Here is a 25,060-nt window from a genome sequence, read left to right on the forward strand (position 1 = left end):
TGAGGTCACCGCTGTCAATTTGGGTATTCGGCACAAGCTGATCCGTCCCTACACGCCCCGCCACAACGGCAAGGTGGAGCGTAGTCACAGGGAGGATCAAAAGCGTTTCTATTCTTCCCACCGCTTTTACTCCCTCCAAGACTTCGCCAAGCAGCTCGCTATCCATAATCGCCACTCCAACAACTTTCCCATGAGGCCTCTAGGTTGGTTTTCTCCCTTAGAGTTCTCTGTCCAATATGTTTGACAAACCTACAATTTTACTTCTGCCGATTTTTGTCCAGTCGGCCGAGCATCGCCACAATCAGCGCGATCACGGCCAACACAGTGAAAATACCTGCCATACCCTGACCGAGCAGCAAAATTGCCATCCGTACCGATTCATTCATATCCAGCGCCTCCTTCTCACATAAAGAATCCGAGAATCACGCCGCCCGCTACAACCGACGCTATCTGTCCGGCGACGTTCGCGCCTACCGCGTGCATCAGCAAGTGATTGGTCTTATCCGCTTCCACACCCAACTTTTCAATCACGCGCGCGCTCATCGGGAACGCCGAAATGCCTGCCGCGCCAATCATAGGATTAACCTTATTTTTGCAGAACAGGTTGAGCACCTTTGCAAACAGCACGCCGCCAATCGAGTCCAACACAAACGCAACCAGCCCAAGGCATAGGATGATGAGCGTATCCACCGTGACAAACTGCTCGGCGCGCATAGAGAACGAAATTGTAATACCGAGCAGGAGCGTAATCAGGTTGGCAAGCTCGTGCTGCGCGGTTTTGGACAGGCTTTCCAGCACTCCGCACTCACGAATTAGATTGCCGAACATCAGGAAACCAACAAGCGACACCGACGCGGGCGCAACCAGTCCGGCCACGATCGACACCACAATCGGGAACAGGATGCGCGTGCGGCGGCTGACCTCGCCCGCGGCATACGGCATCTTCATCGCGCGCTCTTTTTTGGTTGTCACCAGCTTGATGGCAAACGGCTGGATGATGGGCACGAGCGCCATATAGCTGTACGCCGCGACCGCAATCGCGCCGACGTATTTCGAGCCGAGCACCTGCGAAACCAGCAGGGATGTCGGCCCGTCCGCCGCGCCGATGATACCGATGGATGCCGCGTCAATGATATCAAAGCCGAATGCCGCCGCCGCGATGATGGTCAAAAAGATGCCGATCTGCGCCGCCGCACCGAACAGGAACAGCTTTGGGTTTGCCAGCAGCGGGCCAAAGTCAATCATCGCGCCGATGCCGATGAACAGCAGCAGCGGGAACGCTTCACTCACTTCGATACCGCTTTCAAACAGCCATTGGATAATGCCATGCGTCTTACCGACGCCTTGCGTCATCTGGTCAATAACGCCCGACATCGGCAGGTTGACCAGTATCGCGCCGAAGCCCATCGGCAGCAGCAGCGCAGGCTCATACTGTTTCTGGATCGCCAGCCAAATCAGCAGACCGCCGACACCGTACATCACCGCTTGCTGCCACGTCACCGACAGCAACCCTTCGTATAAAAATTCCATACCGTTCCCTCCCAATATAACGCGCAGCGTTGATGTAATCCGTCAAAAGGCAGGGCATGCGCCTGTCCTTTGACCCCACGACCCAGCCGCCTCGGGCGGCGTCCGGGGGTATCAACAAGCAGCTTTTGCAGAACTGATTGTTCTATCTAAGGGGTATAAATACCTCTTAGATAGAAAACAGACCTGCGTTTTCCTCAGAAAAGGAAAACGCAGGTCTGGTCATTTCAGGCAACAGCCAGAACGGAATCAAACGCTCCGTCATGCTTGTTGGCGATGCCGCGCGGTGGGCCGCGCCGACTACTCCCCTTTGTTTGGCATCAAACTTATCATGGCAGAGCGCCGCTGTCAACCCTTGTTTATCCGAAATTTTTCAGCAAAATCCGTGCCGGTCTTAAGGCAATACCGCATAATTCAGCAAGAAGGATTTGCGTGTCAATTTTGCGCCCAGATGCGGTACGGTTTGGCGGCAATACTTGATGTATTGAAAGAAATCACAACAAAATATGGGCACAAAATTTCCGCAAAGCATCGAAGATGCAATTGTGCGGTGTTGCCTTAATAGCCGTATGCACCGTCCTCAAGCACCCATTTACCGTCCGTGCCGCGGTACAGGGTAAACGACCAGCCCTCGGCTGTGTCGCGCCACGCTTCATCGCTAAACCGCGCGTCGCCGATGACCGTAATCACGTTATCAATCGTCAGGCCGTCGTCCCGCACATTATCCTGCAAAACACCGCTTTTCATCATGCCCTGCGACCAGCTATATTCGCTGGACGCGTCATAATGCAGGTTATCCACCGAAAAGCCATGCGCTCCGGCATAATCGCGCACGGTCTGACAGGCGGCCTCGATTGCCTCCTCCGAAAACCGCGCACCGAAGATATCCGGATTTGCCGCCTTATGCTGCTGCCAGAGCGTCTGCACGACCGCATCCGCGCCGTCCATTGCCTGCTCAACCGCGTCCGCATCCTGCTGCCAGCGCTTGTCCATTTCGGTCAAAATACCCTCGGTGGTTGCACCGTCGCTTTGCGCCAGATACCATACCAGTGCTTCCACCGTACACATGGAGAAGTCACCGCTCTCCTTGCACATCATGTACGTATACGGATCGGCAAACCATCCCTTGCCGTCAAACGCCACCGGCAGATAGATTGGCTGCTCCGCGCCGCCCAGTGTGACCCCCTGCATAATGAAATCCACCGTGCCATCCGGCCAGCGGTATGTAAAGGTATATCGTTTTTTGATTGGGTGTATGACGATATCCTCTGCCATGCCGCCCGACAGGCCGAGCACCCGTTCCGCATCCTGTGCGGGGTCGAGCGTAGGCTCTGCAAGCAATGTGTCAATGCCGGTACGATCCAGCTCCGGAATGCCCTGCTCCTGCGGGAAAGCCAGCAGGAAGTCTGCGCGCGAGCGCACGCCGTCCGAGGTATCGACCAGCGTTTCGGTACGCGTGGGCGTGATAGAGTCGATCCCCTCATACCACAGCCGCTGAACCGTGGTGAAGAAATGATTTCTCTCACGGCTGACATAGCGCACAGTCAGCAGGCACGAGCCGTCGGTTACATTCGGCTCGACCGTCACAGCGTCAATCGCAGAGCCATCTTTGCGTATTAATGTATAGCCGTACTGCGTCGCCAAATCGTGCAGCACCTGCTGCCGCGCGCGGCCCGCCTGCGCGTCGCTTTGTCCGTCAAACGAGATTGAACTGCTGTCCATCGCCTGCGCCGCCTGATACATTTCGGTATAGGCTGCCGTGATGGCTGCATCCGATGGGTCATACTGCACGTCGGATGCAAACGCCAGATAATAGGTCAATCCATCCCGCTCGGTGAGCTGCTTGCACGGTATGGGATACTCCGCTTCCCAGTCCTCACCAAACTGCGCCTTGAGTGCCGCGGTCGCTTGCACTTGCAGCGTCATCACCGCGCCGCCGTCGGTTGGGTCGTCCGTGTAACCCGGCAGCGCGTTTTGCAGGCCAAACTGCACCCTATCGTCATTTTCCTTGACATAACCCTGCTCCACAAAGCAGTCAGGCAGCGTCAGCGTGTAGCCATAGGTATCGTTGTAGTATGCGGTCGAATGGATGGTGTCATCCGGATTTGGCACGTCTCCGTTTGCCAGCCGGTAGACGAACGCGACGGTATAGTCCGTGCCGTTTGCCGTATAGGTCAGCGTCACGCCGCGATACATGGTCATATCCGGCGCCGAGGACAGGGCTTCTTGCACCATCAGGCGCTCAACCAGATAGGTGTACGTCATGCTGGCTGCGTTGCCCGTATAGGAGAACGTGCTGCGCTCGGTCATTTTGTCATCGTATTGCAGCGTGCCGTCCGCGCGGATGATCGCGTCCTCGACCGTCACCGCATCCTCCGGCGCGGGGTCGAACAGCAGCTCAATCCGATCGCCTGCCGCAAGCAGCGGTACTTCACCCGCCGCATTTTGCACAGCCTGCTGCACGTCCGAACCGACCGGCAGGGCTTCGCCGTTCACCGTAGCGGAAAAGCCCTCGGCAAACTGCCCCGCCAGCCCGACCGGCAGCCAGTAATCGCCGGTTTTGCGCATCTGCACATCGACCGACGGGCTGTTATCTGTAAAGTGCAGCCGCACAACCGCTTCGGTATCACCCTCGGAAATGACTTCGCTCGTAAACCAGCTTTCCATCGTATAAAGGTGCGTATCTCCCTCGATATGCTCCACCTGTTCACCGAAGTAGCTGAATACGGTTTCGGCTGCGTCGCGCACGCGCGTCAGTGTGTCGAGCGACGCGCCGTTAAAGTTCCCCGCCCCCTCAGGAATGGTGGGCCAGGGCAATCCCGAATCGTAATATAATTTGAATAATTCACTCTTTGTATAATCGCTGTTCTCTGCCTCGACAACACGCTCAATCACCCGACGACCGTCCTCCTGCGCGGTGCGTATCAGATACGCACTGCGTATGTCCTCTACACCGCCGCCGTACATCTGGAACACGGCGAGATAGCTGTCCGCGTCATCGGTCGGCACCAGCGCATAGTTACTGTAAGACGGCGACGAGCCGCCGTATTTCCAGTTAAAATAGCTTTCCATCTGCCTTTCGCTGCGGAACGCTTGCTGCATCTGCGCAGACAGGATGGGATAGATGAACTGTCCGCCCTTGTGCGTCACGCCGCGCGCGTACTGTCCTACGAGATCGGCGGCAGTGCGCTCGTTTTTACCGCCGTCATAGGTGAAATCCTGCGGCAGCCAGCCCGCGCCGAACTGGCTGACCATCGTAATGGTCACCTCGCTGTGGTCGGGAAACTCGACCGCCACATTCACAATATCGTCTCCCAGCCCATCGTCGGCGGACGGATTGCTGATCACGCCTCCGATTTGCAGGTGCAGCAGGTCGGCCGCCGCGTCAACCGGGTCACTCCACTTTTTCTGCTGCGCGTCGGTGAGCACCATGTCGCCGCCCGAAATCGGGTCGGGCAGGCCGAGGTCGTTTTCGTACAAAAGACGGAACTCGTCAAGCGAGGTCACGCCGTCCGGTGCCACCGGCTCAGCCTTTGCGACCTGCCAGCCGTCCGCACCCTGCTCAAAGACCAGCTTTTCACCCATGCGATAGGACGCGGCCTCGTCCGGCAAGTTCTCCAACTCGGCATTGTACAGCACATAGGTGTCCTCGCCGTCCAGTTTCACCATATAGCCGAGGTTTTCCGTACGCTGCGCCCACTGCTCGGCAAGCGCGCGCCGCGTCTCCTCGGTCAGCTTCTCCCCGCTTTCCCCTACCGAAAACGCGCACCCCAGCGTACCGACCAGCACCGCCGCCGCAACAACCAGCGCCATACCACGCCTTTTGACATTGTTATCAAACAATCCCTCAAACCGTCTCATCAGCGTCTCCTTATCTCCGGCAAAGCACGACACCAGCGCGCGCTTTTTCATCTGCGCCTCTACCGCGCGCAGGATCGTTTCTCCATAAGCGCGGCGGGCAGAAACATCCATACCGCGCACGACCGCGTCATCACAGGCCAGCTCGATATCCTCCTGCGCGAGACGCGCCATCAGATGCACCAGCGGATTGAACCAGTGCACCGCCCGCGCCGCGACCAGCGCCAGCTTGAGCCACAGATCGCCCCGCTTGTAGTGCGTCAGCTCATGCCGAAAAATGAACGCTGCGTCCTGTTCGGACAGCGCTTCATCCGGCAGATAGAGTGCGGGCTGCACAAATCCCGCCAGCAGCGGGCAATCAGCCGCGGATGTGACCCGCAGCGGGATAGTCCGCCGGATACCGAGCGAGCGCTTCTGCGCCTCGAACACGGCCAGCAGCGTGTCGCGCTCGACCGGATGGCTGCTTTTCTCCAGCACATAGTGGAATGTCAGATACAAATAGAGCTGCCAGACCGCAAAGAGCAGTGCGCCTGTTCCCCAGATTACAAGCAACACCCGTCCCATGTCAATTGCGGTCCATGAGTGCTCGTCTAATGTTTGAAGGGTCTGCGCCTGCTCATCCGTCACCCAGCGACGCGTCGTGATCTCGCCGTCCTGTTCCCGCACAGGCAGTCCAGCTTGCTCCAGCTGCGCGGGCGCAAAGTCCGTGCGCGTCAGGTACGTCGTGCGCGGCGTGACCTGCACCGGCGGGTCGGGCAGCGTCAACTGCACGGGAATCAGCAGCCGCAGCGCGAGCACCGCCCACACCAGACACATCGCGCGCGCGGGATATCGCTTGTTGAGCGCTTTGCGCAGCAAAAACAGCGCCAGCGCCACCGCCGATACCGTCAGGCCGATCTGCATGAGATTGTTCAGCAAATCGCTCCATGCAAAGCGTAACATATCCTACCCCTCCTATCCTTACCGTCCCTGCGCGTCGAGAAAGGCGCGCAGTTCATCGATATCGTGCGCGGTCAACGCGCCCGCGTCCGACAGGCTCGCCACCAGATTTTTCACCGACCCGCCGCACACGCGCTCGACAAAGCTGCGGCTTTCGCGCTGCAGGTATTCCTCCTGCGTCACGCACGGCGTGTACTGGTTCTGTCGCCCCTCTTTCTCGCACGAAAGGAACCCTTTGTCGCACAAGCGCGAGAGAAAGGTCAGCACGCTTGTCGTCTTCCAGTCGCTGGGCACTTTGCGCTGCACCTCCGCTGCGGTCACCGGCGCCTCCAGCGACCAGACCGCCTGCATCACTTCCAACTCGGCATCCGGCAGACGTTTGCTTTTCTCCATCTTGTCCCCTCCTTTTCTACAAATGTAAAATATCTTCTGTGGCTATATTCTACAACGGTAGAATATAATTGTCAAGTCATACTTTGTTTACACTTTGAAAATTGACAACCCCCCTATTTTGCGCTATGCTAATATTGTAAAACTATTGACCCCTACCGACAAAGGAGCCGGAACCTATGCGAAAATCTATGGCGCTCGGATTTGCCATTTGCAGCACGCTGCTGCTGATTTTGTTGTTTCTCGCCGGGCGTATGGTGTATATCAAATTTTACCATCAGTCCTATGCGGACATTACGGGCAAGACCACACAAACCGCGGTGACGCTTACGGAAAACCAGACCGAGATACAGACTGTGACCGATCCGGAACAGCTTGCCGCTATCACCGAGCTGCTGTCCGGCTATACTTATACGCAATATCCCGACCTTTTTAAACCCAGCAAACAGAAGTTGACGGGAAACCTGTTAACTGTGACCTTTGAAAACGGTAATTCTATCGGTGTAAACGCAGATGGCTATATCTTTGTAAACGGCGAGTTGCGCGACATCGAAGGAAGCCGCGGGCAGGAATTTTATCACAAGCTGTATCTCCTGTTCTATCCGAACGCAACCTGACGCAGTCTCTACTATCCATTTTTCAAAGGAGGGCAAGCTCACATGCGAGAATTGCTTTTGGATGCAGAAGGCTTTTGTACCCGCGCGCAGGTACACGAGAATCTGGCGCGCACATTTGACTTTTCTGCGGACTACGCCTACACGCTGGATGCGCTGTATGACCAGCTATGCGCCTGTCCGCCTACGCGGCTGACCTTGCGGCACGCAGAGCTGCTTGTGGACACACTGGGTATGTACGGGGAATTTTTGCTGCGCGTCATTGCAGGTGTAGCGTCGGAAAATGGAGATTTACTGCTGAATTTTGAGTAGATATGCGAAAAAGGACGTGCTTTGCACGTCCTTTTTATTTCCTCAAATCCATTATGCCGTAAACAGCTGCGCCCAGTACGCTGTGCCGCCCGACACCGTATAGCCGACGCCGATGGTCGTAAAGCTCTCGTTCAAAATATTCGCGCGGTGGCCGGACGAGTTCATCCACGCCTGCACTACCTGCTGCGGTGTGGGCTGACCGTAAGCGATGTTCTCACCCGAACGGGTGTAGGACACGCCCGCCTCAGTCAATGCGGTGGAGAAAGAAGAGCCGTTCGGTCGTGTGTGAGAGAACGACTGCACGGTTTCCGCAGCGCGCACCTGCGCGGCCCGCTGGACGCGGCTGTCCACCTTGAGTGCGGACAAGCCGTATTTCGCACGCTCGGCATTGACCAGCGCCACCACCTGAGAAGCGTAATCCCCCTGCGATGAATCGGTGTCCTCTTCCGGAGTCTGTTCCGGGGTTTGCTCCGGAGTCTGCTCCGGACGGTTGTCATCCGGTAGCTGGGGTGTGTTGTCCGGGGTCTGCTCGGGCTGCTCGATATCCGGGGTCTGTTCCGGCTGTTCCTCTTCCGGGACCTGCTCGGGCTGCTCGATATCCGGGGTCTGCTCGGGCGTTTCCTCCGGCTTCTGCTCCGGCCGATTTCCCGGAAATTGGCCGCAGAGGAATGTGTAATACTTTTCCAGCAGATGCTGACGGATGCCGGATTCATACGCATAAGTATACACATGGGACTTACGGGCTTCTGTCTCCTGGGACAGGTTTGCCGCCCCCGCTGCCGTAGTGGTCGTCATTACCGCCGCCAGTGCCAGCGGTACGATTTTCTTCAGCTGCATGATTTGCTACCTCCTTGGTTTTTCCTTGCTGTTTCTGGTGCCCTTTGCACCATGTACCAGAGTATAGCGTGCTTTGTAACCGTTTTGCAATGGAAATGCTTGCAGAAAAGCCCTAAAAACAGCAAGAACCGACCGAAAAAGGGATTTTCCGGTCGGTTTTCCGTCTTTTATGCCAGCTTTTCAATATCGTACAGCTGATTGAGCACAAGCCACAGCTGCGGAAAATACCGCATGATATTCCACACGCTCACGCCGCGCAGCTGATATTCCCCGGCCAGCGCCAGCTTGGCACGAATGGAGCGCGCATCCTCAAACCAGACTTCGTGCTCCGACCGCTCCCGCCAGTAATTGTAGTGCGGTGACTGCGCCTCCGCATCAAACCGGATGGGCGCGCCCGCCTGCACCGCCTGCTCCACCGCCTGCACGTTGCCCAGACTGCGCGCGCGGCTCTGGCCTTTGATATAGGGCAGCGTCCAGTCGTAGCCGTAGTTGGGGATACCCATGAAAATCTTTTCCGGCGGAATCTGCGACACCGCAAAACGCACCACCTGCTCGACCTTGTTGATGGGCGCCACCGCCATCGGCTCGGAAAGGGCATAGCCCCATTCATAAGGGTGTAGATGATATAGACGAGCAAAGCCCGGGATTTCCTGTATTCTAATCGCATACCGGTTTTCTGCACTCCATCTCCTCAATTAAGCCAAAAGGTATTTCCTGCCTTATTTCTCCCAGTTTAACATATATCTGATACCACGGCTTTTCCCGTTCATGCGTCATACTGACCAACTGACTGACAGAACAGTCCAGATACTTGACAAGTGATTCATCCAAAATCGCCATATCCGCTTCTGCAATGCCTATTTCATCTCTCTCATACCGTCTGTCGATATCCATGCCACCATAAGCACAGTAGTCATAATAGACTTCTGGTACGACCGGCCCAAACTGCCATGCACAAATTCTATCATCAAACAGCCTTGTATTCTCGCGTTTATGATACTCAATCCAAACAAGGTAGAGTAAATTTTGTAGTGTTAGGTTACCGATCGGCCTCTTATCAACCGAACACTTATTGATGATATAACGAGCAACTTGTTTCGCAGTATACATTTTCCTTCCTCCATTCACCATTATTATGACTACCGAATTCCTACGATTTAATGTTACTTTGCAAGTTCTTCGGCACCAATACAATGCTAATACAGCAATTATTCAAAAGAGAAGATGGAGAAATAAACCCCGGCCTCTCGGCCGGGGCTTTCCCGTGTCCAAATTGAACACCGTTATTTCACAATCCTATCCAGCAGCGCGAACACCTCGCCGCGGCTGATGGGATCATCAAACCGCGTCTCGTCGATGCGCACACCCTTGGCAATCAGGCTGTCGTAATACTGCTGCGCCCAGTGCTCCTTGGCGGGCTGTTCCGGCTCGGCCGGGGTTTCCTCCTCACCGTCGTCCTCCGGCTCGTCATAGGCCAGACCCAGCGTATCCAGGATACCCTTCGCATAAGCCACGCCAAATGCCTGCTGCTCTGCCAGCGTGTCGGCCTGCGCAGCATCGGCCTTGGTGTCGACAAACACGCCCTCGCAGATGACCGCCGGTGCGACCGTCTCGCGGATGAACGCATAGTAATCGCCGTTGCTGCCCTGCCTCGTCTTTACGCCGCGGCTGTTCTGGCCCATGTCCTTGACGTGCTTCTCGATGTTCTGTGCAAGCGTCTTGCCCGTGCCGCCGTGGATGGTGTGGAACACCTCAAAGCCGTCGCCGCCGCCCGAGTTATTGTGCACGTCAATCGCCAAATCGGGTGCGTAGGCGTTGCACTCCGCGACCTCCTGACTTACCGTGTCGTCCTCATCCTTGGTGCGGCTCATCTTGACTTCTACGCCGTAAGCCGTCAGGAAATCACGGCACGCGGTCGCCATCGTGAGGTTAATATCCTTCTCCACCAGATAGCCGACTGCGCCGGGGTCGCTGCCACCGTGGCCTACACCGATAAATACCTTTTTCTTGCCCATAGGTTTCTCCTCCTTGTTCTTCTTTCTCATACATACTACGCTGCACACCGGCCTGCCGTCCGTGCCCTCCTTCTCCGGGGCGAATAAGTAGCCGTCCGAAACGCGGTACATACCGGTGCTGCCGCCCGCGTCTTGCACCAGCAGCAGCGCGATCGTGTACCGTCCGGCGGCGTAGCGCGCCACCTGCTCCTCGGTGCAGCCGTCCGAGGACTGCACAACGATGATGCGGCCGTCCGCCAGCACGCCGATCATGTTGCGGCTGCGATAGGTGGACTTGTCCAGTCCGGACAGCACCACGCCGTCGCGCACGGCAACCTTGGTACCGCTTACCACGTTGCCCGGGCTGACGGTCAAGTGCTCGGCCGTGCCGCCATAGCCGCAGTCCACGTTCTTGGCGCGTAAGTATTGCAGCGTGCGGCCCTTAATCACACCGTACTGGTCGCTGCCGTTGCCGGTCATGTTGAACAAGCAGAGGTTGTACACCACATCGGCCTGTTCCTCCGCCGCCCACACTTTCAGTGTTTTGGCGGGCTTGCTGGCCGCGCCGTAGGGCGCAGCCGCAAACCAGATGTCATACTCTTTGGGGTCGTAAATATCGCAACGAATGCTGCTCATGTAATCACTCCTCCGTCTGCGCCTTTACTTCAGGCAGACCGGTGACGCTGGTCAGCAGGGAGATGATGCCCGCCAGCGCAGCTGCCGATGCGACCATCGGCCAGTTTACCTCGCCCATGGCGGCCGCCGCGCCGATGACACCGATTGCGGACTGTGCTACAGTCTTGACCGCACGCACACCCGCCGCCTTAATCCACAGCTTAGTCTTTTCACTCATTTTGTCGTTCTCCTTCCTGTTACAGGTTTTTCAAGTCTCGGATATCGTGCTGCACCTCAAGCATCTGTCCCTCGAGCTTGTAGGTGCGCTCGACGACCTTGTTATGCTCGGCAACCTTTTTTTCAAGCTGCTCGATGCGGTAATTGGTCAGATTCGCGGAAAGCATGATGCCCGCGAACGTGCCCGCCAGTGTGCCGACCAAACTCATGCCCGCGACGATCACTTCCACCGGCAACGGCCTCCCCTCCTTTCCTACTTTCGCGCCCCGTGAGGGCGCTTTTTTACGTCCTTTGGTCAACCCGGCAAAAGTTCACCTCCCCCGCCGGTGCGCAAGCCACTCTGCCAGTCGGTGCAGGGCGTTTTCAAGCCAAACCGCCGCCGCGCTCAGGAAAAACCACGCGACCGCAAATTGCAAACACACCTGCCCCCAGAGGTTCAGCGGCATGTCGGAATAGTCCCAGACATTCCAGCCGAGCCAGCGGTTGACCACCAACCCCACCAGCAGCTCCAGCACGGTCACGATCATCGCGCCCTCCAGCATTTGCAGCCACATCGGCGGGTGGTCCTGCCACTCGTCCAGCAGGCCGATAAGGGCAAAACACACCCCGCCCAGCACGCCCATGCTCCAATGGGTGTACCCGCGCCAGAGGGTTTCGATACCCATGTACACCACGCCGCCGATCACGGCAAGCACAAGATGTAACAGCAGTTTTTTCACGTGACAGCCTCCGTTTCCGCTACCGCGCCCGCCTGCGTCAGGATCTCCTGCATGTGCGCCGCGAGGTCGTCCGGCAGCTCTGCGCCGTAGGTGATGCCCGCCAGCTCCGCCGCGTCCGCGCGCCGAATCCATTCAAACAGATGGTTGCAGTAGGTCGTGTGATAAATGATATGCGCAACACTGGCCTGCGCAATCGCTTTGATTTCCTCCGCCGTGAATATGCGGCACCGCACGTCGTCCGCGTGATACGGATAGGCCGCCGCGCCCTTGTCTACTGCGTCTTTCGCCGTGGTCAGGTTGATCTGGTCTTTCTCGGTCAGCGAGAAATGCTCTGTGCCCTGCGTGGTCTCCACGTCCATGCCCGCATAGATGGCGGCCTCGCTTGCCGCCGATATTTCGGCGTGCTTGGCCGCGCGCTTGTCCTCCAGCGTTACCGGGTCTGGGTGCTCGGCCTCCCACGCGGCCAGTTCCTCGGCGGTCGCGCCCTCGACCCATGCAGTAGCATCCTCGTCCCAGCGTGGCTTGACAAAGCCCGTGGTGCCCGCGTGCAGGCGCTTTGTGGGTGGCGCGGTATCGATCAGGCGTTCGCCCTCGGCGAGCGTATAGCCGAGCACGTTCTCCTTGGGTTCTCCATCCGTGCCCTGTTCGGTCTGCATGGTGACCAAGGCGCGATACAAACCGCCTGCATCAACGGCGCAGCAGTCTCTCAGTGTTCCGTTTTGCATTTATGAGCCCCCTCCCGCCACGAACGATATGTCAAAATAGCAATACACAGCCGCTTCATATGAGTACAACCACACGGTACCGTCTGTGCGGATTCTAAGATAGGCGCCTCCGGAATTTGTAACCGCCGGACGTATATGCTCTGCTGACGGACACGCATCTGCGGGAAGCGTTCCAATCTGTATCTCCTGTATTGCTGGGATCGTGCCGGAAATACCACCCGCGAGAAATACCACGTTCTCCTGCGTAGCAAAAAACGTACAGTTTCCTACTGCCGAAAATCCGGATTGCAGGGTAAGACTGCGCACCTGCGGCGGCGTGGCGGTGGCGATGGGTGCAATTCGTCCCTTTCCATCGCCTGATTGCTCCCCGAAATACCTTTTCAAATAAGTTCCACCATCAATATACGATAGGATAAAACTTTTCGATCCTCCGGTTGCCCCCGAACTATGTACTGTTAATTCAGCACGCAACATACCGGACGGAGTGTCTTTCGGCTGCCATTCGATAAATGGAGCCACTTGTACCCACGAATACACCCCCGGCTCTAAGGCCCAAATCTCACTCCATGATTGTGGTGCATCTTGCATTTTTGTATATTTATCCAACTTGCTCGACAAAGACACCAGAACCACCGCCAGCTCCTTCGCGACAGTCGTCTCTGTCCAGTGCGCGGCGTTCCATGCCTCGCCTCTCTCAATGGGCGTGCCGCACTTGTGCAGCCCCCCGCCGTGCGTGCAGTAATCTCCCACGGCGTAGCTTCCCTCCGGGTCGTACGCCGCAGCCGCCGCGACGGCCAGCAGCACCAGCTGGTCGATTTTCTCCCAGTTCTCATTGAGCGCTTTCGGGATGTTGAACGTGTTCGCCCCGTCCGTCTCCGGGTCATAGCAGAATAGCTTCAAAACTTTAGTTAATATACTCATGCCCGCCTCCTAAAAAGCAAAATCGCGGATCAGATGGCTCTGCAGCTCGTTTATCGTCATGCCATGCACCTCGCGCACCAGCAGGTAGCGGTAAACGTACTGCACCGCAAGATGCGCCGGGATGACCTCGAGCACCGCGGCCTGCAAGGCGGCTTGCGCCTGCTCGGTCGGCACGCCGTACGCGCCGACAAACCGCAAAATGATCTCGCCCGGCTGGTAGTCCACCTCGACCTCGCCGTTCTCCCATGCGTCGCACACGCGCTGGATGAGGTCGATGTCGCATTTTCCGGTCGCTGACCGCCACTTCGCCTGCAGCACGCTGCGCCGATCGGCTTCCGTGTCGCCTTTGCCCGGCGTCAGTCCTGCGATGCGCTCCTCGACCGGCAGGATATAGGTCATGGTGTCCAGAAACAGCTGCGCCGCCGCCTCACGCGCTGCGTCTCGCTGTCCATCGTCTACCGCCTGCACCGCGCCGAGGAGCGCCACCACCCATGCGTCGCGCCGGTAGGCGGTCGGCAGGCTTTGCAGCATATCGTCGAACTCACGCATACGAAAGCGTCACCTCCCCCAGCACTGCGCACTCCCGCTCGCCGACGGCGACGTTCCCCGTGCCGCCGTTGACTTGCAGGTTTTCGAGGTCAAGCACGCCCTCCACGTCCAGAATGCGGTCAGTGATGCGGGCAAAGCTGACGTAGTCCTGCTGGAACACGATTTCGGCAAGATACGCGGTCACCGCCGCTTGGATGCCCGCCGTGATCGTCTCCTCCTCGGCGGTGTTCAATTTGGACACCGTCGCGCTGATGGAGATTTCCTTTTTCGCCGCCGCCTCCACATAGCACTGCGCGCCGATCGGCGCTTGCCCCTCGCCGCGCCCCGTGCTGCCGGGGTCGATATAGTCCTGCACCTGCTCGACCAGGTCCTCCGGCGCGGGCTGGCCGGTGCTGTCCACCAGCACCACGTCCACCGTGTTTGCGCCGTGACCCAAGGGGAAAACGCGCACCGCGCCCACGCCGCTGACCTCAAGCGCCCAGCTCTGATAGTGATAGATGTTGCCCGAGGTCGCGGGCGTGCGGATTTTGAGCAGATAGCGCGCGTAGTAGTCCGCGTCGTCCTCCTCGTCGTAGCCGCCCGTAGTCGGCTCCGAGTTGTCGCAGGCCGCAATGCCCTGCAAGGTGACCGGCATCTGCGTGATGCTGTGCGCGGGCAGATTGCCCGCTGCGCCGTCCACCCGACAGGTGACGCGCACCTGCCCCTCGCCGGTGATCTGCACGGTTTCGCTTGCCGCGAACTGGATGCCGCCCCCGCTTTCAAACAGCGCACCCTGCTGCACCGTCCCTGTACCGGTCACGGTCAGCACGCCGGTGGCGAAGGTTGCCTGCCGCCGCTCCAAACCGCTGCGCGGGAACACATAACGGTCGAGGTCGCCGCCCGCGAGGTTCTCCGGGTCGAGCGCCGCGCGCATCGCCGCGACTTCCTCGTCCGTACCCTCCATGCGCAGCGAAACCGCCGCGAGCAGGTCGCGGGTCGGGTAGCCGACCGTTTTCTGGTAGCTGTCCGGCAGCGCCGCCAGCAGGTCGGTCAAAATCTCATTCGCCGTTGACATAGGCTGTCACCTCCGTATCCTCTCCGGTGCGCAAGTGCGCGGTAAATTCCACCTGCAGGCCGCGCCGCAGGCGGGTAAAAACGAAACTGTCCACCGCGCGGATAGCGGGGTTGAACGCTGCCGTCTCACGCACCTGCCGCTCAATCTCGGCAGTGATGAAGCCCAGCGGCGCGCGCTTTTGCAGCAGCGTGCGGTCAACGCCAAGCGCGGTGGATGCGTCCGTGCGGTACACGGGGATTGCGTCCGGCGGCTGGCGCAGCATGAGCGCGAACCACTGCTTGACTGCTTCCACGCCCGACCGCTCGACCAGCGCGCCGTCCACCAGCCGGAACGCGCCGCGCCCCCGCTCGTCGAAGTCGAACGCAGGCACGCGGCCGACCTGTGCCGCCGGAATGCCCTGCAACTCGGTCGGGAAAAAGGAAAATTTCGCGTCTGCCATGGTCTGTACCTCCTTTGAATGCAAAACGCCCCGTCTCTGCCAACTTGACAAAGACGGGGCGTATGCTATAATATCTATACAAAGGGACGCTGTTACAGCAGTCAGACCTTAAAACAGCAAAGTGACTAAGTCACTGACCGTTCGGGGGCCAGCCGAGCGGTCAGTGCGCTTTTATAAGCAAAATATGTAGCAACAGAAGTGCCCATATTACAATTCTTGCGAATCGTCTCATAAAGCATCACCCCCTTTGTGGGGAGTGCCTGACCGCCATATGTAACAGCGTCCGCCCTGATTATAGCATACGCTGTCGTTCTTTGTCTACGCTGCCGCCCTCCGGGGCGGCTTTTGTTATATCCGGTCGAGGATGAGCAGCCCGCCGCCGGACAAAATCGCAGCGGCGCGCTCGCCCTTTTGCCAGTCTCGCGCGGCGGCGGTCGCGGTCAGCGTGAGGTTTACCCCCTCCTCTGCCCGCACATTGCCGTCCACTGCGCTGAAAATCAGCGGCTGCGGACGTTCCTGCTCGCACACCGCCTCGTACCACGCCGCCGCATAAGGCGACTTTTTGGCGCGTCTTCCACCATGCTTCATAATCGCTTCCGCGAGTTTCGTCTCGTATGCCATACGCCCTCCTTACGCTGCCCACGGCGTGCAGAAACCGGAAATCTCCGAGTAGTACCGTGTCATCGGGCGCACGCTGTCCGAGCAGTTGCCCTCGATGGTCTGCACGCTCGCCCGCGTCGCGCCGGTCACAATGCCGATGTGCCGCGTACCCTGTATCATCAGGTCGCCCGCCTTGGGGATGTAGCCGCTTGCCACCGTCTTGTACTGCCCGCGCGCGCGGAAATAGTCCGCCATGTCACCGACATAGCCGTAGCCCGTCGGGATGGGCGCGCCCGACTGGTCGGCACACCAGCAGACAAAGTACACGCACCACGCCACGCCGTTGTGGCCCGCCCACGCGCCATACTTGTTGATGTTGCCGGGGCTTTCCTTGTAGCCGACCTGGCTGCGCGCGACCGCCACAAAGCTGGACGCGCTGCCGTTCCCTCCCGTACCAGACGAGCCTGCACCAATTGTGTCGGGCAAGCCCCAGACGGACACCGCATCCGTGCCGTCCGCCGCGCGCGGCTCGTCGAGGGCGGTGATTTCCAGCTCCATCGTGTGCCCCGCGCCGCCGTAGTGATGCACGACCCGCGTCACGCGGTTGCGCCCCTCGATGCCGAACGCCGGGGAGTTGAAATTCAGCACCGTGCCGCTTGTCACCTCGTCGCAGCCCCAAATCTCGCTGATGGTGCGCGTGCGGCCGATGCGGTCTTTCTGCGCCAAGAGCGTGCGCACCATCTGGCCGAGCTGCGCCGTGCCGGGGTTCTCGCTGACGCGCTCGATGTACTGCAAAAAGCCGTATTTCTCGATGGACGCGGCATTTGATGCCTGCGCGCCAATGTACACCTTGCCGCTGTCCTCGGCGGCCAGCACCACCGCGTTATACAGTTCCGCGATGCTGTCCTCGCCCGACACCTGCCCCAACGCCCATGTGATGTCAAAGGGCGCGAGGTTCCACGCCGGACGGTGAAACGCCTTGATGGCGGCGGTCGGCAGCTCACGCACGACCAGGCCTTCCGGCGACATCCGCGACTGATAGTCCTTGCCGGTCTCGGCGCTACACCGCTCGAGAATGTCCGCGATGATGTCGCTCACCGCATCGCCCAGCCAGACCTCACTGATTTTGGTCGGCAGACTGGTGACGCTCTTGACCCCCACGCCCGCCTTGCTGCAGGCCGCGCGGATGGCTTCATCCGCCGCCATGCCGCTGCACTGTAAAATGATGCCGCTGCGGCCGAGATACCAGCCGCGGTCGTAGGCCGTGAGCGCGCCGTCCAGCCCCACCGTCACCAGCTGCCCGACAAACACATCCTGCTGCGCTGCTTCGTTTCGCAGGCGTAGCTTGTCACCCGGCTGGAGCGCGAGCTTGGGGACGTACTTGTCCCACTGGCTGACGAGCTGCGTGCCGGTCAGCTCGACCGACAGCGCGGTGATATCGTCCGTCGCGGTCAGGTCACCGACAAAGGCCGTGATGTCGCGGGCCTTGCCGCTGCGCTCGAGGTACAGCCGGTGCTCGTCCACATATCCGTAAGCCATGCCCGCACCTCCTTAATCCACAAAGCGGTATTCCGTGATGGAAATTGTATAAGCAATGTCGCCGTTGCGCCGCACGGACGGCTCAAACGCATCCACCGTGCAGGGCATGTTGAGACGGCACACGCCGCCACTGTCCAGCACAATCACGCGAAACGGCACCTTGCGATCACGCCAGCGCTCGAAAAAGCTGACGTATGCCCAGCCGTCCTCGAGCGCCTCGGCGGGCATCCAGCTATATCGCTTCCCGACGGGGAAAAAGCTCGACCAGCTGAGCGACCGCAAGCCGAGCGTGCCAATGCGGCGGTAGTCGTAGCTCAAACCGGTATAGGTTTCGTTGTGCTGCTCGGGCTGCGGCAGCGGGAAGTCCACCGGCACATGCGGCAGGGTGAAAACCTCCTCGTTGTTGTTGACCGAAAAAATAACCTTGTAGGCGATTGCCGCCACCTCCCCGCATACAAAAAGCGCCCCGCCTCTGACAACTTGACAAAGACGGGGCGCACGCGCTATAATGAACATACAAAGGGACGCTGTTACAGCAGTCAGACCCGTTATACCATCAACAACATGTTGACCGTTCGGGTGCCAGCCGAGCGGTCAGCGCGCTTTTATGGTGAAAATGTACAGCACCATGGCCGCACACATCAAAAGCTGAAAAGCCTTTTTCCACATACGCACCACCTCCCCTCGCGGTAAAATGCGCTGGGGAAAGGTGGGTCTGACCGCTATATGTAACAGCGTCCGCCCTGATTATAGCATACGCTGTCGTACTTTGTCTATCCGCCGCCCTCCAGGGCGGCTTTTGTGTTTTACATGTTTTCGATTGCGCGGAGAAGCTTGCCCGTGATCCGCTCGCCCAGCTCGTCCGCGTACTGCTCGTTGCCGATGACGTTGCCCGCGACCGTGACGTTAACCGTCACCCGCGGCCCGCCCGCCATGCGCGCGGAGATGTCGTGCGGGATGATTTGCGTGCCGCTCGGCAGGTTCATAATCTCGCCGCCGCGCTCGTTGACGCGCGTCAGGCCGCCGCGCCAGTAGGAAGTTCCGAGGGCGTTGCCCGCGAGCTGGTCACCATCAACGTATTCGGTCGAAAGCTTGACCGTTTTACTCGTGTCCATACCGAGGAATTCCTTGACCTTGTCGATCAAACCGCCGACCGCGCTTTTGACCTTGTTAAACACATCCTTAACCGTATTCAGCGCACCCAGCAGCTTGTCCACAAGGAAATCCCGCAGTTCGCCCAGCTTATCGATAAAATCACCCAAACCGGGCAAAAAAGTATCCCGAATAAAGCTGAACACAGGCTCCATCTTTTCCAGCACCCAGCTAAACGCTGCGGAAAGTTGGTCAACAAGGAAGCCTGCCACACGACCGCCAACCTCGAGAAGAATCCCAAAAACCGGAACGGCGATATCACGAACAAACCCGAACACCATCTCCATTACTGGCTGTGCAAGTTGAAACGCCGCCACCAGATTACCGACAAAAAGCCCTGCGACCTTCTTGATGACCTCGAACAACCCCTGTCCGATCGGGATGACCGTATTCTGGATAAAACCGAACACCGTCTGCATAATCGGCTGGATATGCTCGATTGCCCGCACGAAAAAGCTCCGGATGTACCCGGCAACCTCCAGAACGACCGCGATCACCGGCGCAAGCGCCTGTAGCACCGCATCCTTGATCGCAAAGAACTTTTCTTTGACCACACCCCAAAGCGTGATCGCAGCTGCCTTGATCTTGTCCCAGTTCTTATAAATTAGGGCTCCAGCCACCGCGATGGCCGCAATGCCCGCCGCAATGGCCAGCAAAATCGGATTTGTCGCCACAATCCCGGCAAGCGTAAACGCAAACCTCTTGATGGTCGTAACCAGATTCGCCACGCCTGACACAAATTGCATGATTTTGATTGCACCGAACGCCGACCCGATACCGACCAGCACCGCAGTGATAGTCTCCCGGTTGTCCATGAACCACTGAAAAACGCCCCTCACGGTCTCTATCGCACCCGCAAAGCCCTGATCGACCTTGGCTGCAAAAGAAGAAAAGTCTACCGACTGCACCCAAGCCGAAAGGCGCTCGGCCTGTGTAGACAAAATCGCAAATACCGAGCCCTCGCGGAATCCGCCGCTTTCTGACGCACCGAGCATCTCAAGGATGCCGCTTTTCACAGTCTGGCTGACTTCGCCCAGCTTGGCCATCGTGGCCGTCACCTGCGTCTGGTACGCGCGGTTTTTGACCAGCTGCGTGTTATTCTGATAAAACGCATCCGCATAGCCGTCGTAAGCAGCTGTCAAGGTGTCCAGAATCAGCGTCGTGCGTTCGGCGGTCGTGCCGGTGGCCTCCAGCAGCTCGTTGAACTCGTCCTCTGAGATATTCAGCCAGTTCAAAGTGTCCGCCAGCGCGCCTGTTACCGTGCCGCTGACCGTGGTTTCACCGATATCCTGAAACAAGCTATTGATTCTGATGCCGTCGCCAAACTTGCCGACCACACCAGCGGCAACGCGCGTCCATTTTGTCACGTCCTGCTGACTTTTTGCCAGCGTGGAAAGCGCCTGCGCGGCCTCGGTTGAGGTATCGCTGTCTCCCAGTATCTTGTACAGCTCGGAATACGCCGTGCGCGCGCCCTGTGTGCCGGTTGCCGTATTCGCAAACGCCGTCAGCAGCTTGCCTTGGCTCACGCGGAAGTCCTCGGTCGCGCCGTCGAGCGCGATAAAAGCTGTGGTCAGCGCGGTGACACCCGCGACGCCGACACCCGTTGCGGTCTTGGCAAAACTCTTGATGCCGTCGACCGCTTTATTCTTAAACGCCACCACCTGCCGGGTGGCAGATAGCATGCTGTCGTCAATGTCCGCGCCCGCCTTTTTGGCATTGCGCGCGGCCTTGAGCAGTCCACCGGACATGTTGTCGCGCAGGTTCAGGACAGTATTGATAACCTTACTTTTCGCCATCGCCCGCGCCCTCCTTTTCCGGCGAGAATGCCGTGGCCACGCCTGCTGCCGTCAGCAAACGCATTTCCTCATAGTAGTCCGGGTCGAGGATCAGTTCCTGCGCCAGCTGCCGGAAGTAGGACGAATTGAGCGCCGCAATGAACAGCATCTGGTTGTCACGCGTGTTGCGGTAGTTGCCGAGGTAGGTACTGCGGAATGTGCTGGTAATGTCGTCGCGCATCAGGTCCATCGCCTCGACCGTCTCGATGAACTGCATATCCTCGGTTTTTGTGTTGCCGTCGGTCGAGGTCAGGGAGTTTACGCCCTGACCGATGCGCACCGCGCCCTCCTCGTCGTGAAACAGGATGAACTTGCCTGCGCCGACCGCCGCGTCGTTGTCCTCGACCTCCTGCACGGACGCGAGATTGCTGCACAGATAGTTCGTGCAGCCGCGCTCGACGTTGCATACCGCGAGGATCGCCAGCAGGCTGGGCAGGTAGGCGACGCCCTCCTGCTCGCCGCGCTCGTCCGTGAACGTGACCTTTTCATTCACGAAATGGACAACGTGCATGTCGTCCGGCAGCGGCGTAATATTGTGCACGATGCACTTGTAGCTCTTGGCCTTGGACGCCTGCGACTTGACCCAGCTGGCCAGCGCCGCACCGTCCTCGGCGCTCTGGCCTGCGATGGCGAGCCAGCCGGTCTTGACCGTGCGGCTGATCTCAGAAAGCGTGTCGCCCAGCGTGCCCTCGGTGTCCAATCTGAACACATGCGACTGGTAGGGCGCAAAGCTCAGCATGTCGCTGATCGCGTTGTAGTTCTCGGTCGTGTACTTCGCCTTGTCCGCCTGCAAAGCGGCAAGGTCGGTGTACTGTTTATGCGTAAAGCCCTTGTCGGTATCGTCCCGGATGATGAGAATGGCGATGCCCCGCGCGCTGCGCGCGATGAGCGAAGTCGCCTGTTGTCGGAACGTCACCTCGATTTTCGGCATGGTGATTGCCATTTAAGTTGTCAGCTCCTCTCCATTGTAGATAAGCTCTTCCATCGGCTCGCCGGTCTCGGCGGCGGTCTCGACCCACGAGACGCCAAACTGCGCCACCAGCACGCCCTGCGAGGTGTCCACCTCAATTATGTCGTCAATCGGCAGCCAGATGCCACCGACCGCGAAGCCCTCGCCCAGCGCGTCCAGCAGCTGCTCTGCCACCGCGTCACACTCGTCGCGCGGACGGTCACCGGACTTGGGATAGTACCAGATGTCGATGTCGGCCTCGTACTCGCGCGCACCGTCGCAGGCCGCGCTGCCACTGACCGGCAGCACGTCGATTTTGAAGGATGGCCGCACGGCGGGCTTGGGCACGTCGGTGCGAATGATTTTTGCACCCTCGACCAGCGGCAAAATGAGCGCAGTGAGCGCCGTGCGGATGTCTTTGATTTTCATGCGTTCACCTCAAAAGTCGTCGAGCAGCTTGTTCACGAAGTCCATCACATCCAGCTCGAACTCCGGCTCAAACTCCTCCGCCGCTTTTTTCACGATTTCCTTGCCCTGCTTCTTGGAATGGCGATTGCCTGCGCGGTCTTTCGGTGTCCAGCCATCTTCGATCAGATGGCCGATGCGGTCAGCCGTATAAACGCGGGTACGGAACTGGCCATCCTTTGTCCGAATTGCTTTGCCGCGCTTGAAGCTTTTGTGATATTGACCCGCTTCGCGGCTGTATTCTTCGCGTGTCACTGCGGTTTTCTTCACTTCGCGTCTGGCGCGCTTTGCCGCGCGGCGCTTGAGCTTGTCGCCCTCCTTGCGGATGAACGGCTTGCCCTTGTCGATCGTTTTATCCCGTATCCGCAGCAGGTCACGATGCAGAAACTTCAAATCCTCGGTATCAACCGTTGCCATCCGCCTGCACCTCACCCTGCGTGAGCCGACAGAAAATCTCCATCCAGCCGCGCCGGTTGTAGATCGGATACCAATACAGCACGTCCAGCCGCTGGCCGCGCACGACAAAATACATCTCGCGGCAGATTTCCGGCAGGGACGGCGCTCGAATAGTCACCTTATGGGTGATCTCCGCACGTTCGGTTTCGCCCGGCAGCTCGGCCGTGCGCCCGGAAGTGGGCATCACATTCGCCCAGATCGTGCGCAACTTGTGGGGGACAGAGTCAGTTTCGTGGTTTTCGTCGGTCTCCGGCTCGGCCTTCCAGACCTCCAGCCGTTCGCGCAAGTCACCCGCTCGCACTGCCATCGGTCGCTACCCCCTCTCCATACTGGCACCGGAGTTTGAGCTGCGTCAGCATGGAGCGGATCAGCGGTGCGGTCGCGGCCTGCGCCGCGTCATCGTCCCGCCCGTCGTAAGTGCGCAGCGTCATATCATGCACAATCAGGTCGTACATCTCGGGCGCGACCTCTCTTGTCACACCCGCACCGGCGAGATAACGGTCTGCCGCGTCCATCAAAGCCGCGATCAGCTCGTCATCCTCTTCGTAATCGACCTTCATGTATTTCTTGCAGGCCGCGAGACGTTCCTGCGCCTGCGCGGCCTGTTCCTCGCCCGTCATGCCCACAGGACGGTCATGCCGCTGTCGTCCGGCACAAACAGGCTGTCGGACACCAGCAGCACCGCCGCCGTCGTGGCTGCGCCGGTGTCCAAATTGGACACCTTTACCGCCATATACCGCCAGTCGGGCGTGACCCGACCGCGTACCGCGATCAGGCGGCTGCTCTCGCCATCCGAACCCGCGGTGTAGGTCGTCTCCGCAACCGTTTCGGCCTCGCTGCCTTCGGCATCGTTCGCACCCAGCAGCTCTACCTTCACGCCCTTTTGCGCCGCCAGCGTGCCGACTGCGACCAGAAACGTAAAGTCACGGCGGTTGCACATATCGGCGTAAGCGCTCGTTACGCTGCCACTCTGTGCAAGTTCCGCGGGTGCGCTCACCAGCTGCGAAATCAGTCTTTCCTGCGTCATATCCATACCCTCCTTGTCTTACGAACGGTCTTCCAACACGACGAACGGCGAGCGCAGCACCTTGGAATTCTTGAGCTTGACGGCACTCTTGCCCTTGGGCGCGCCGCCCGCACGCAACTGCAAACGGAAGCAGTTCTGCGCGGTCAGGAACTCGACGTGGATGGACATGTCCTGCTTGACCGTGCCCTTGCGCAGCAGCATGTACTGCTTGAGGTCAAACAGACCGATGTCTCCCTTCTTGCCGACCGCCGCCATGTGGTCGGTCTCAATGATCGGCTTGCCGTACAGTGTCGCATACGGCGTGCCCGTCGCGCCCGTGGGCGGCAGGTACACCGGCACGCCGCCCGTGCCGATCGGCAGCGTCAGGAACGGCAGCTTCTCGGCAAGGTCGGGGTGCATGACCCAAACCGCGTTCGTCTTGCAGCGCGGCAGGATGCGGCCATACATGCGCGCAATGTTCTGGAAGGTCAGCGTTTTGTCCTGCGCGCTCTCCTTTTCCACGGTCACGAGGTTCGGTGCGTGCAGGATGCCCAGCGGCTTGCCCACGCCGTCGCCGTCCACCACCGCGCCCTCGAGCAGACGGTTGGCCGCGGTCGCCATGGCGTTGTTGAGCAGGCCGGACATAAACGGCATGTCCTCGAGCGCCTCGTCCGTGATGTAGATGAACGCCATCAGCTTTTCAAGGTCGATCTTGGTCTCGTAGAACTTGGGCTTGCTGGCATTGACCGTCGCGGCCTCGCTTGCCCAGAACGCCTGCACGCCGCCGTACACGCTCTCAGACACGTCGGTTTCGTCGCAGGTCATGAAGCGCACCGCGTTGGCCGCCGCACCCGACGTGTAACTGTCCACGCGGGACAGAATATCGCCCGTGGTCGCGGCGGTCTCGATGATCGTGCCCGCGAAATCCTCCTGAATGGCGAATGCGCCGTCCGCACCGGTCTGGGTGTTCACGCCCTGCGCCTCGTTGACGGCTGCAAGGCGGTTGTCCGGCGTGCCCTTGGCTGCCAGCATGACCGCGCGCAGCTGCTCGCCGAGGGATGCAAAGGGCGTGGTCTTTTTATCATCCTGCGGCTGCGCCGCGCCGTTGTTTTCGGGCTGCGCCACATCGCCCGATGCTTCGCGCAGCTGCTCGACCGCCGCGATCTGGTTATTGACTTCGGAAATCTTGACATTCAGCTGGGTCAGCTCCTCCAGCTTGCCCGCGTCGGCCACAGCGTCCGCCTGCGTCACCAAACCGGCTTTCTGCGCCTTGAGTTCCGCGATTTTCTTGCTGTAATCCATGTGTATCTCCTCTCCGGGGCGGCCGC

At 59.1% G+C, this 25,060-nt stretch carries 30 protein-coding genes; 3 read left to right on the forward strand and 27 right to left on the reverse strand.

What is annotated here, in order from left to right:
• Positions 1-244 (forward strand): integrase core domain-containing protein (locus tag ACTQ3V_RS00005; protein ID WP_441465707.1); only part of this gene is annotated, 244 nt, incomplete at its 5' end.
• Positions 245-257: 13 nt separating this feature from the next.
• Here ACTQ3V_RS00005 and ACTQ3V_RS00010 read toward each other — a convergent pair.
• From ACTQ3V_RS00010 to ACTQ3V_RS00025, 4 genes are all read right to left on the reverse strand, one after another.
• Positions 258-386 carry an OadG-related small transporter subunit gene (locus ACTQ3V_RS00010; protein ID WP_441465708.1) on the reverse strand — a complete coding sequence of 43 codons (129 nt, stop codon included), beginning with the start codon at positions 384-386 and terminating at the stop codon, positions 258-260.
• 16 nt (positions 387-402) lie between these two features.
• On the reverse strand, positions 403-1,530 hold the full coding sequence (locus ACTQ3V_RS00015) for a sodium ion-translocating decarboxylase subunit beta (protein ID WP_441465709.1): 1,128 nt from the start codon (positions 1,528-1,530) through the stop codon (positions 403-405).
• Between the two features lie 555 nt (positions 1,531-2,085).
• Positions 2,086-6,327: a M56 family metallopeptidase gene (locus ACTQ3V_RS00020; RefSeq protein ID WP_441465710.1), complete on the reverse strand. Its 4,242-nt coding sequence runs from the start codon at positions 6,325-6,327 to the stop codon at positions 2,086-2,088.
• 18 nt (positions 6,328-6,345) lie between these two features.
• Positions 6,346-6,717 carry a BlaI/MecI/CopY family transcriptional regulator gene (locus ACTQ3V_RS00025; RefSeq protein ID WP_441465711.1) on the reverse strand — a complete coding sequence of 124 codons (372 nt, stop codon included), beginning with the start codon at positions 6,715-6,717 and terminating at the stop codon, positions 6,346-6,348.
• Positions 6,718-6,893: 176 nt separating this feature from the next.
• Between ACTQ3V_RS00025 and ACTQ3V_RS00030 the strand changes: the two genes are divergently transcribed.
• Together ACTQ3V_RS00030 and ACTQ3V_RS00035 are read left to right on the forward strand one after the other, a co-directional pair.
• Positions 6,894-7,331, forward strand: coding sequence for a hypothetical protein (locus tag ACTQ3V_RS00030; RefSeq protein ID WP_441465712.1), 438 nt, complete (start codon positions 6,894-6,896; stop codon positions 7,329-7,331).
• Between the two features lie 42 nt (positions 7,332-7,373).
• Entirely contained in the window at positions 7,374-7,640 is a 267-nt protein-coding gene (locus ACTQ3V_RS00035) for a barstar family protein (RefSeq protein WP_441465713.1), read from the forward strand.
• Between the two features lie 51 nt (positions 7,641-7,691).
• Here ACTQ3V_RS00035 and ACTQ3V_RS00040 read toward each other — a convergent pair whose 3' ends face one another.
• The 23 genes from ACTQ3V_RS00040 to ACTQ3V_RS00150 form a co-directional block, all read right to left on the reverse strand.
• Positions 7,692-8,477: a CAP domain-containing protein gene (locus ACTQ3V_RS00040; protein WP_441465714.1), complete on the reverse strand. Its 786-nt coding sequence runs from the start codon at positions 8,475-8,477 to the stop codon at positions 7,692-7,694.
• 167 nt (positions 8,478-8,644) lie between these two features.
• Positions 8,645-9,052 carry a glycosyl hydrolase family 18 protein gene (locus ACTQ3V_RS00045; RefSeq protein WP_441465715.1) on the reverse strand — a complete coding sequence of 136 codons (408 nt, stop codon included), beginning with the start codon at positions 9,050-9,052 and terminating at the stop codon, positions 8,645-8,647.
• Positions 9,053-9,134: 82 nt separating this feature from the next.
• Positions 9,135-9,587 (reverse strand): Panacea domain-containing protein, encoded by a 453-nt coding sequence (locus tag ACTQ3V_RS00050; RefSeq protein ID WP_441465716.1) that lies wholly within the window; start codon positions 9,585-9,587, stop codon positions 9,135-9,137.
• A 173-nt stretch (positions 9,588-9,760) separates the two neighbouring features.
• Positions 9,761-11,107, reverse strand: coding sequence for an N-acetylmuramoyl-L-alanine amidase family protein (locus tag ACTQ3V_RS00055; protein ID WP_441465717.1), 1,347 nt, complete (start codon positions 11,105-11,107; stop codon positions 9,761-9,763).
• A gap of 4 nt (positions 11,108-11,111) precedes the next feature.
• Positions 11,112-11,324 carry a holin gene (locus tag ACTQ3V_RS00060; protein ID WP_441465718.1) on the reverse strand — a complete coding sequence of 71 codons (213 nt, stop codon included), beginning with the start codon at positions 11,322-11,324 and terminating at the stop codon, positions 11,112-11,114.
• A gap of 19 nt (positions 11,325-11,343) precedes the next feature.
• Positions 11,344-11,553, reverse strand: a complete 210-nt coding sequence (locus tag ACTQ3V_RS00065) for a hypothetical protein (RefSeq protein ID WP_441465861.1) — start codon at positions 11,551-11,553, stop codon at positions 11,344-11,346.
• Positions 11,554-11,634: 81 nt separating this feature from the next.
• Complete coding sequence (locus ACTQ3V_RS00070) at positions 11,635-12,042, reverse strand: putative ABC transporter permease (RefSeq protein WP_441465719.1); 408 nt, start codon at positions 12,040-12,042, stop codon at positions 11,635-11,637.
• Positions 12,039-12,767, reverse strand: a complete 729-nt coding sequence (locus ACTQ3V_RS00075) for a DUF4376 domain-containing protein (protein ID WP_441465720.1) — start codon at positions 12,765-12,767, stop codon at positions 12,039-12,041. Before ACTQ3V_RS00075 ends, ACTQ3V_RS00070 begins: the two co-directional genes overlap by 4 nt.
• The gene (locus tag ACTQ3V_RS00080; RefSeq protein ID WP_441465721.1) at positions 12,768-13,688 is read right to left on the reverse strand and encodes a hypothetical protein; all 921 of its coding nucleotides are present in this window, start codon (positions 13,686-13,688) and stop codon (positions 12,768-12,770) included.
• A 9-nt stretch (positions 13,689-13,697) separates the two neighbouring features.
• Positions 13,698-14,237, reverse strand: a complete 540-nt coding sequence (locus ACTQ3V_RS00085) for a hypothetical protein (RefSeq protein WP_441465722.1) — start codon at positions 14,235-14,237, stop codon at positions 13,698-13,700.
• Complete coding sequence (locus ACTQ3V_RS00090) at positions 14,230-15,291, reverse strand: baseplate J/gp47 family protein (RefSeq protein WP_441465723.1); 1,062 nt, start codon at positions 15,289-15,291, stop codon at positions 14,230-14,232. Before ACTQ3V_RS00090 ends, ACTQ3V_RS00085 begins: the two co-directional genes overlap by 8 nt.
• Positions 15,275-15,730: a DUF2634 domain-containing protein gene (locus ACTQ3V_RS00095; RefSeq protein ID WP_441465724.1), complete on the reverse strand. Its 456-nt coding sequence runs from the start codon at positions 15,728-15,730 to the stop codon at positions 15,275-15,277. The genes ACTQ3V_RS00090 and ACTQ3V_RS00095 overlap by 17 nt, the downstream gene beginning before the upstream one ends.
• Positions 15,731-16,078: 348 nt before the next feature.
• On the reverse strand, positions 16,079-16,351 hold the full coding sequence (locus tag ACTQ3V_RS00100; RefSeq protein ID WP_373164524.1) for a hypothetical protein: 273 nt from the start codon (positions 16,349-16,351) through the stop codon (positions 16,079-16,081).
• A 9-nt stretch (positions 16,352-16,360) separates the two neighbouring features.
• Positions 16,361-17,869 carry a CHAP domain-containing protein gene (locus tag ACTQ3V_RS00105; protein WP_441465725.1) on the reverse strand — a complete coding sequence of 503 codons (1,509 nt, stop codon included), beginning with the start codon at positions 17,867-17,869 and terminating at the stop codon, positions 16,361-16,363.
• Between the two features lie 12 nt (positions 17,870-17,881).
• Complete coding sequence (locus tag ACTQ3V_RS00110; RefSeq protein WP_441465726.1) at positions 17,882-18,313, reverse strand: hypothetical protein; 432 nt, start codon at positions 18,311-18,313, stop codon at positions 17,882-17,884.
• Between the two features lie 362 nt (positions 18,314-18,675).
• Positions 18,676-20,817: a phage tail family protein gene (locus ACTQ3V_RS00115; protein WP_441465727.1), complete on the reverse strand. Its 2,142-nt coding sequence runs from the start codon at positions 20,815-20,817 to the stop codon at positions 18,676-18,678.
• The gene (locus ACTQ3V_RS00120) at positions 20,804-21,799 is read right to left on the reverse strand and encodes a phage tail sheath C-terminal domain-containing protein (protein WP_441465728.1); all 996 of its coding nucleotides are present in this window, start codon (positions 21,797-21,799) and stop codon (positions 20,804-20,806) included. The genes ACTQ3V_RS00115 and ACTQ3V_RS00120 overlap by 14 nt, the downstream gene beginning before the upstream one ends.
• Positions 21,800-22,234, reverse strand: coding sequence for a phage tail terminator family protein (locus tag ACTQ3V_RS00125; RefSeq protein ID WP_441465729.1), 435 nt, complete (start codon positions 22,232-22,234; stop codon positions 21,800-21,802).
• A gap of 9 nt (positions 22,235-22,243) precedes the next feature.
• The gene (locus ACTQ3V_RS00130) at positions 22,244-22,687 is read right to left on the reverse strand and encodes a hypothetical protein (protein WP_441465730.1); all 444 of its coding nucleotides are present in this window, start codon (positions 22,685-22,687) and stop codon (positions 22,244-22,246) included.
• Entirely contained in the window at positions 22,674-23,033 is a 360-nt protein-coding gene (locus ACTQ3V_RS00135; protein ID WP_441465731.1) for a head-tail adaptor protein, read from the reverse strand. The genes ACTQ3V_RS00130 and ACTQ3V_RS00135 overlap by 14 nt, the downstream gene beginning before the upstream one ends.
• Complete coding sequence (locus tag ACTQ3V_RS00140) at positions 23,014-23,346, reverse strand: head-tail connector protein (protein ID WP_441465862.1); 333 nt, start codon at positions 23,344-23,346, stop codon at positions 23,014-23,016. The genes ACTQ3V_RS00135 and ACTQ3V_RS00140 overlap by 20 nt, the downstream gene beginning before the upstream one ends.
• Positions 23,343-23,753: a hypothetical protein gene (locus ACTQ3V_RS00145; RefSeq protein ID WP_441465732.1), complete on the reverse strand. Its 411-nt coding sequence runs from the start codon at positions 23,751-23,753 to the stop codon at positions 23,343-23,345. The genes ACTQ3V_RS00140 and ACTQ3V_RS00145 overlap by 4 nt, the downstream gene beginning before the upstream one ends.
• 18 nt (positions 23,754-23,771) lie before the next feature.
• Entirely contained in the window at positions 23,772-25,034 is a 1,263-nt protein-coding gene (locus tag ACTQ3V_RS00150; protein ID WP_441465733.1) for a phage major capsid protein, read from the reverse strand.
• Positions 25,035-25,060: the final 26 nt, after the last annotated feature.

Origin of the sequence: Candidatus Agathobaculum pullicola, assembly GCF_052117205.1 — a bacterium.
In the GTDB taxonomy this organism is placed as follows: domain Bacteria; phylum Bacillota; class Clostridia; order Oscillospirales; family Butyricicoccaceae; genus Agathobaculum; species Agathobaculum pullicola.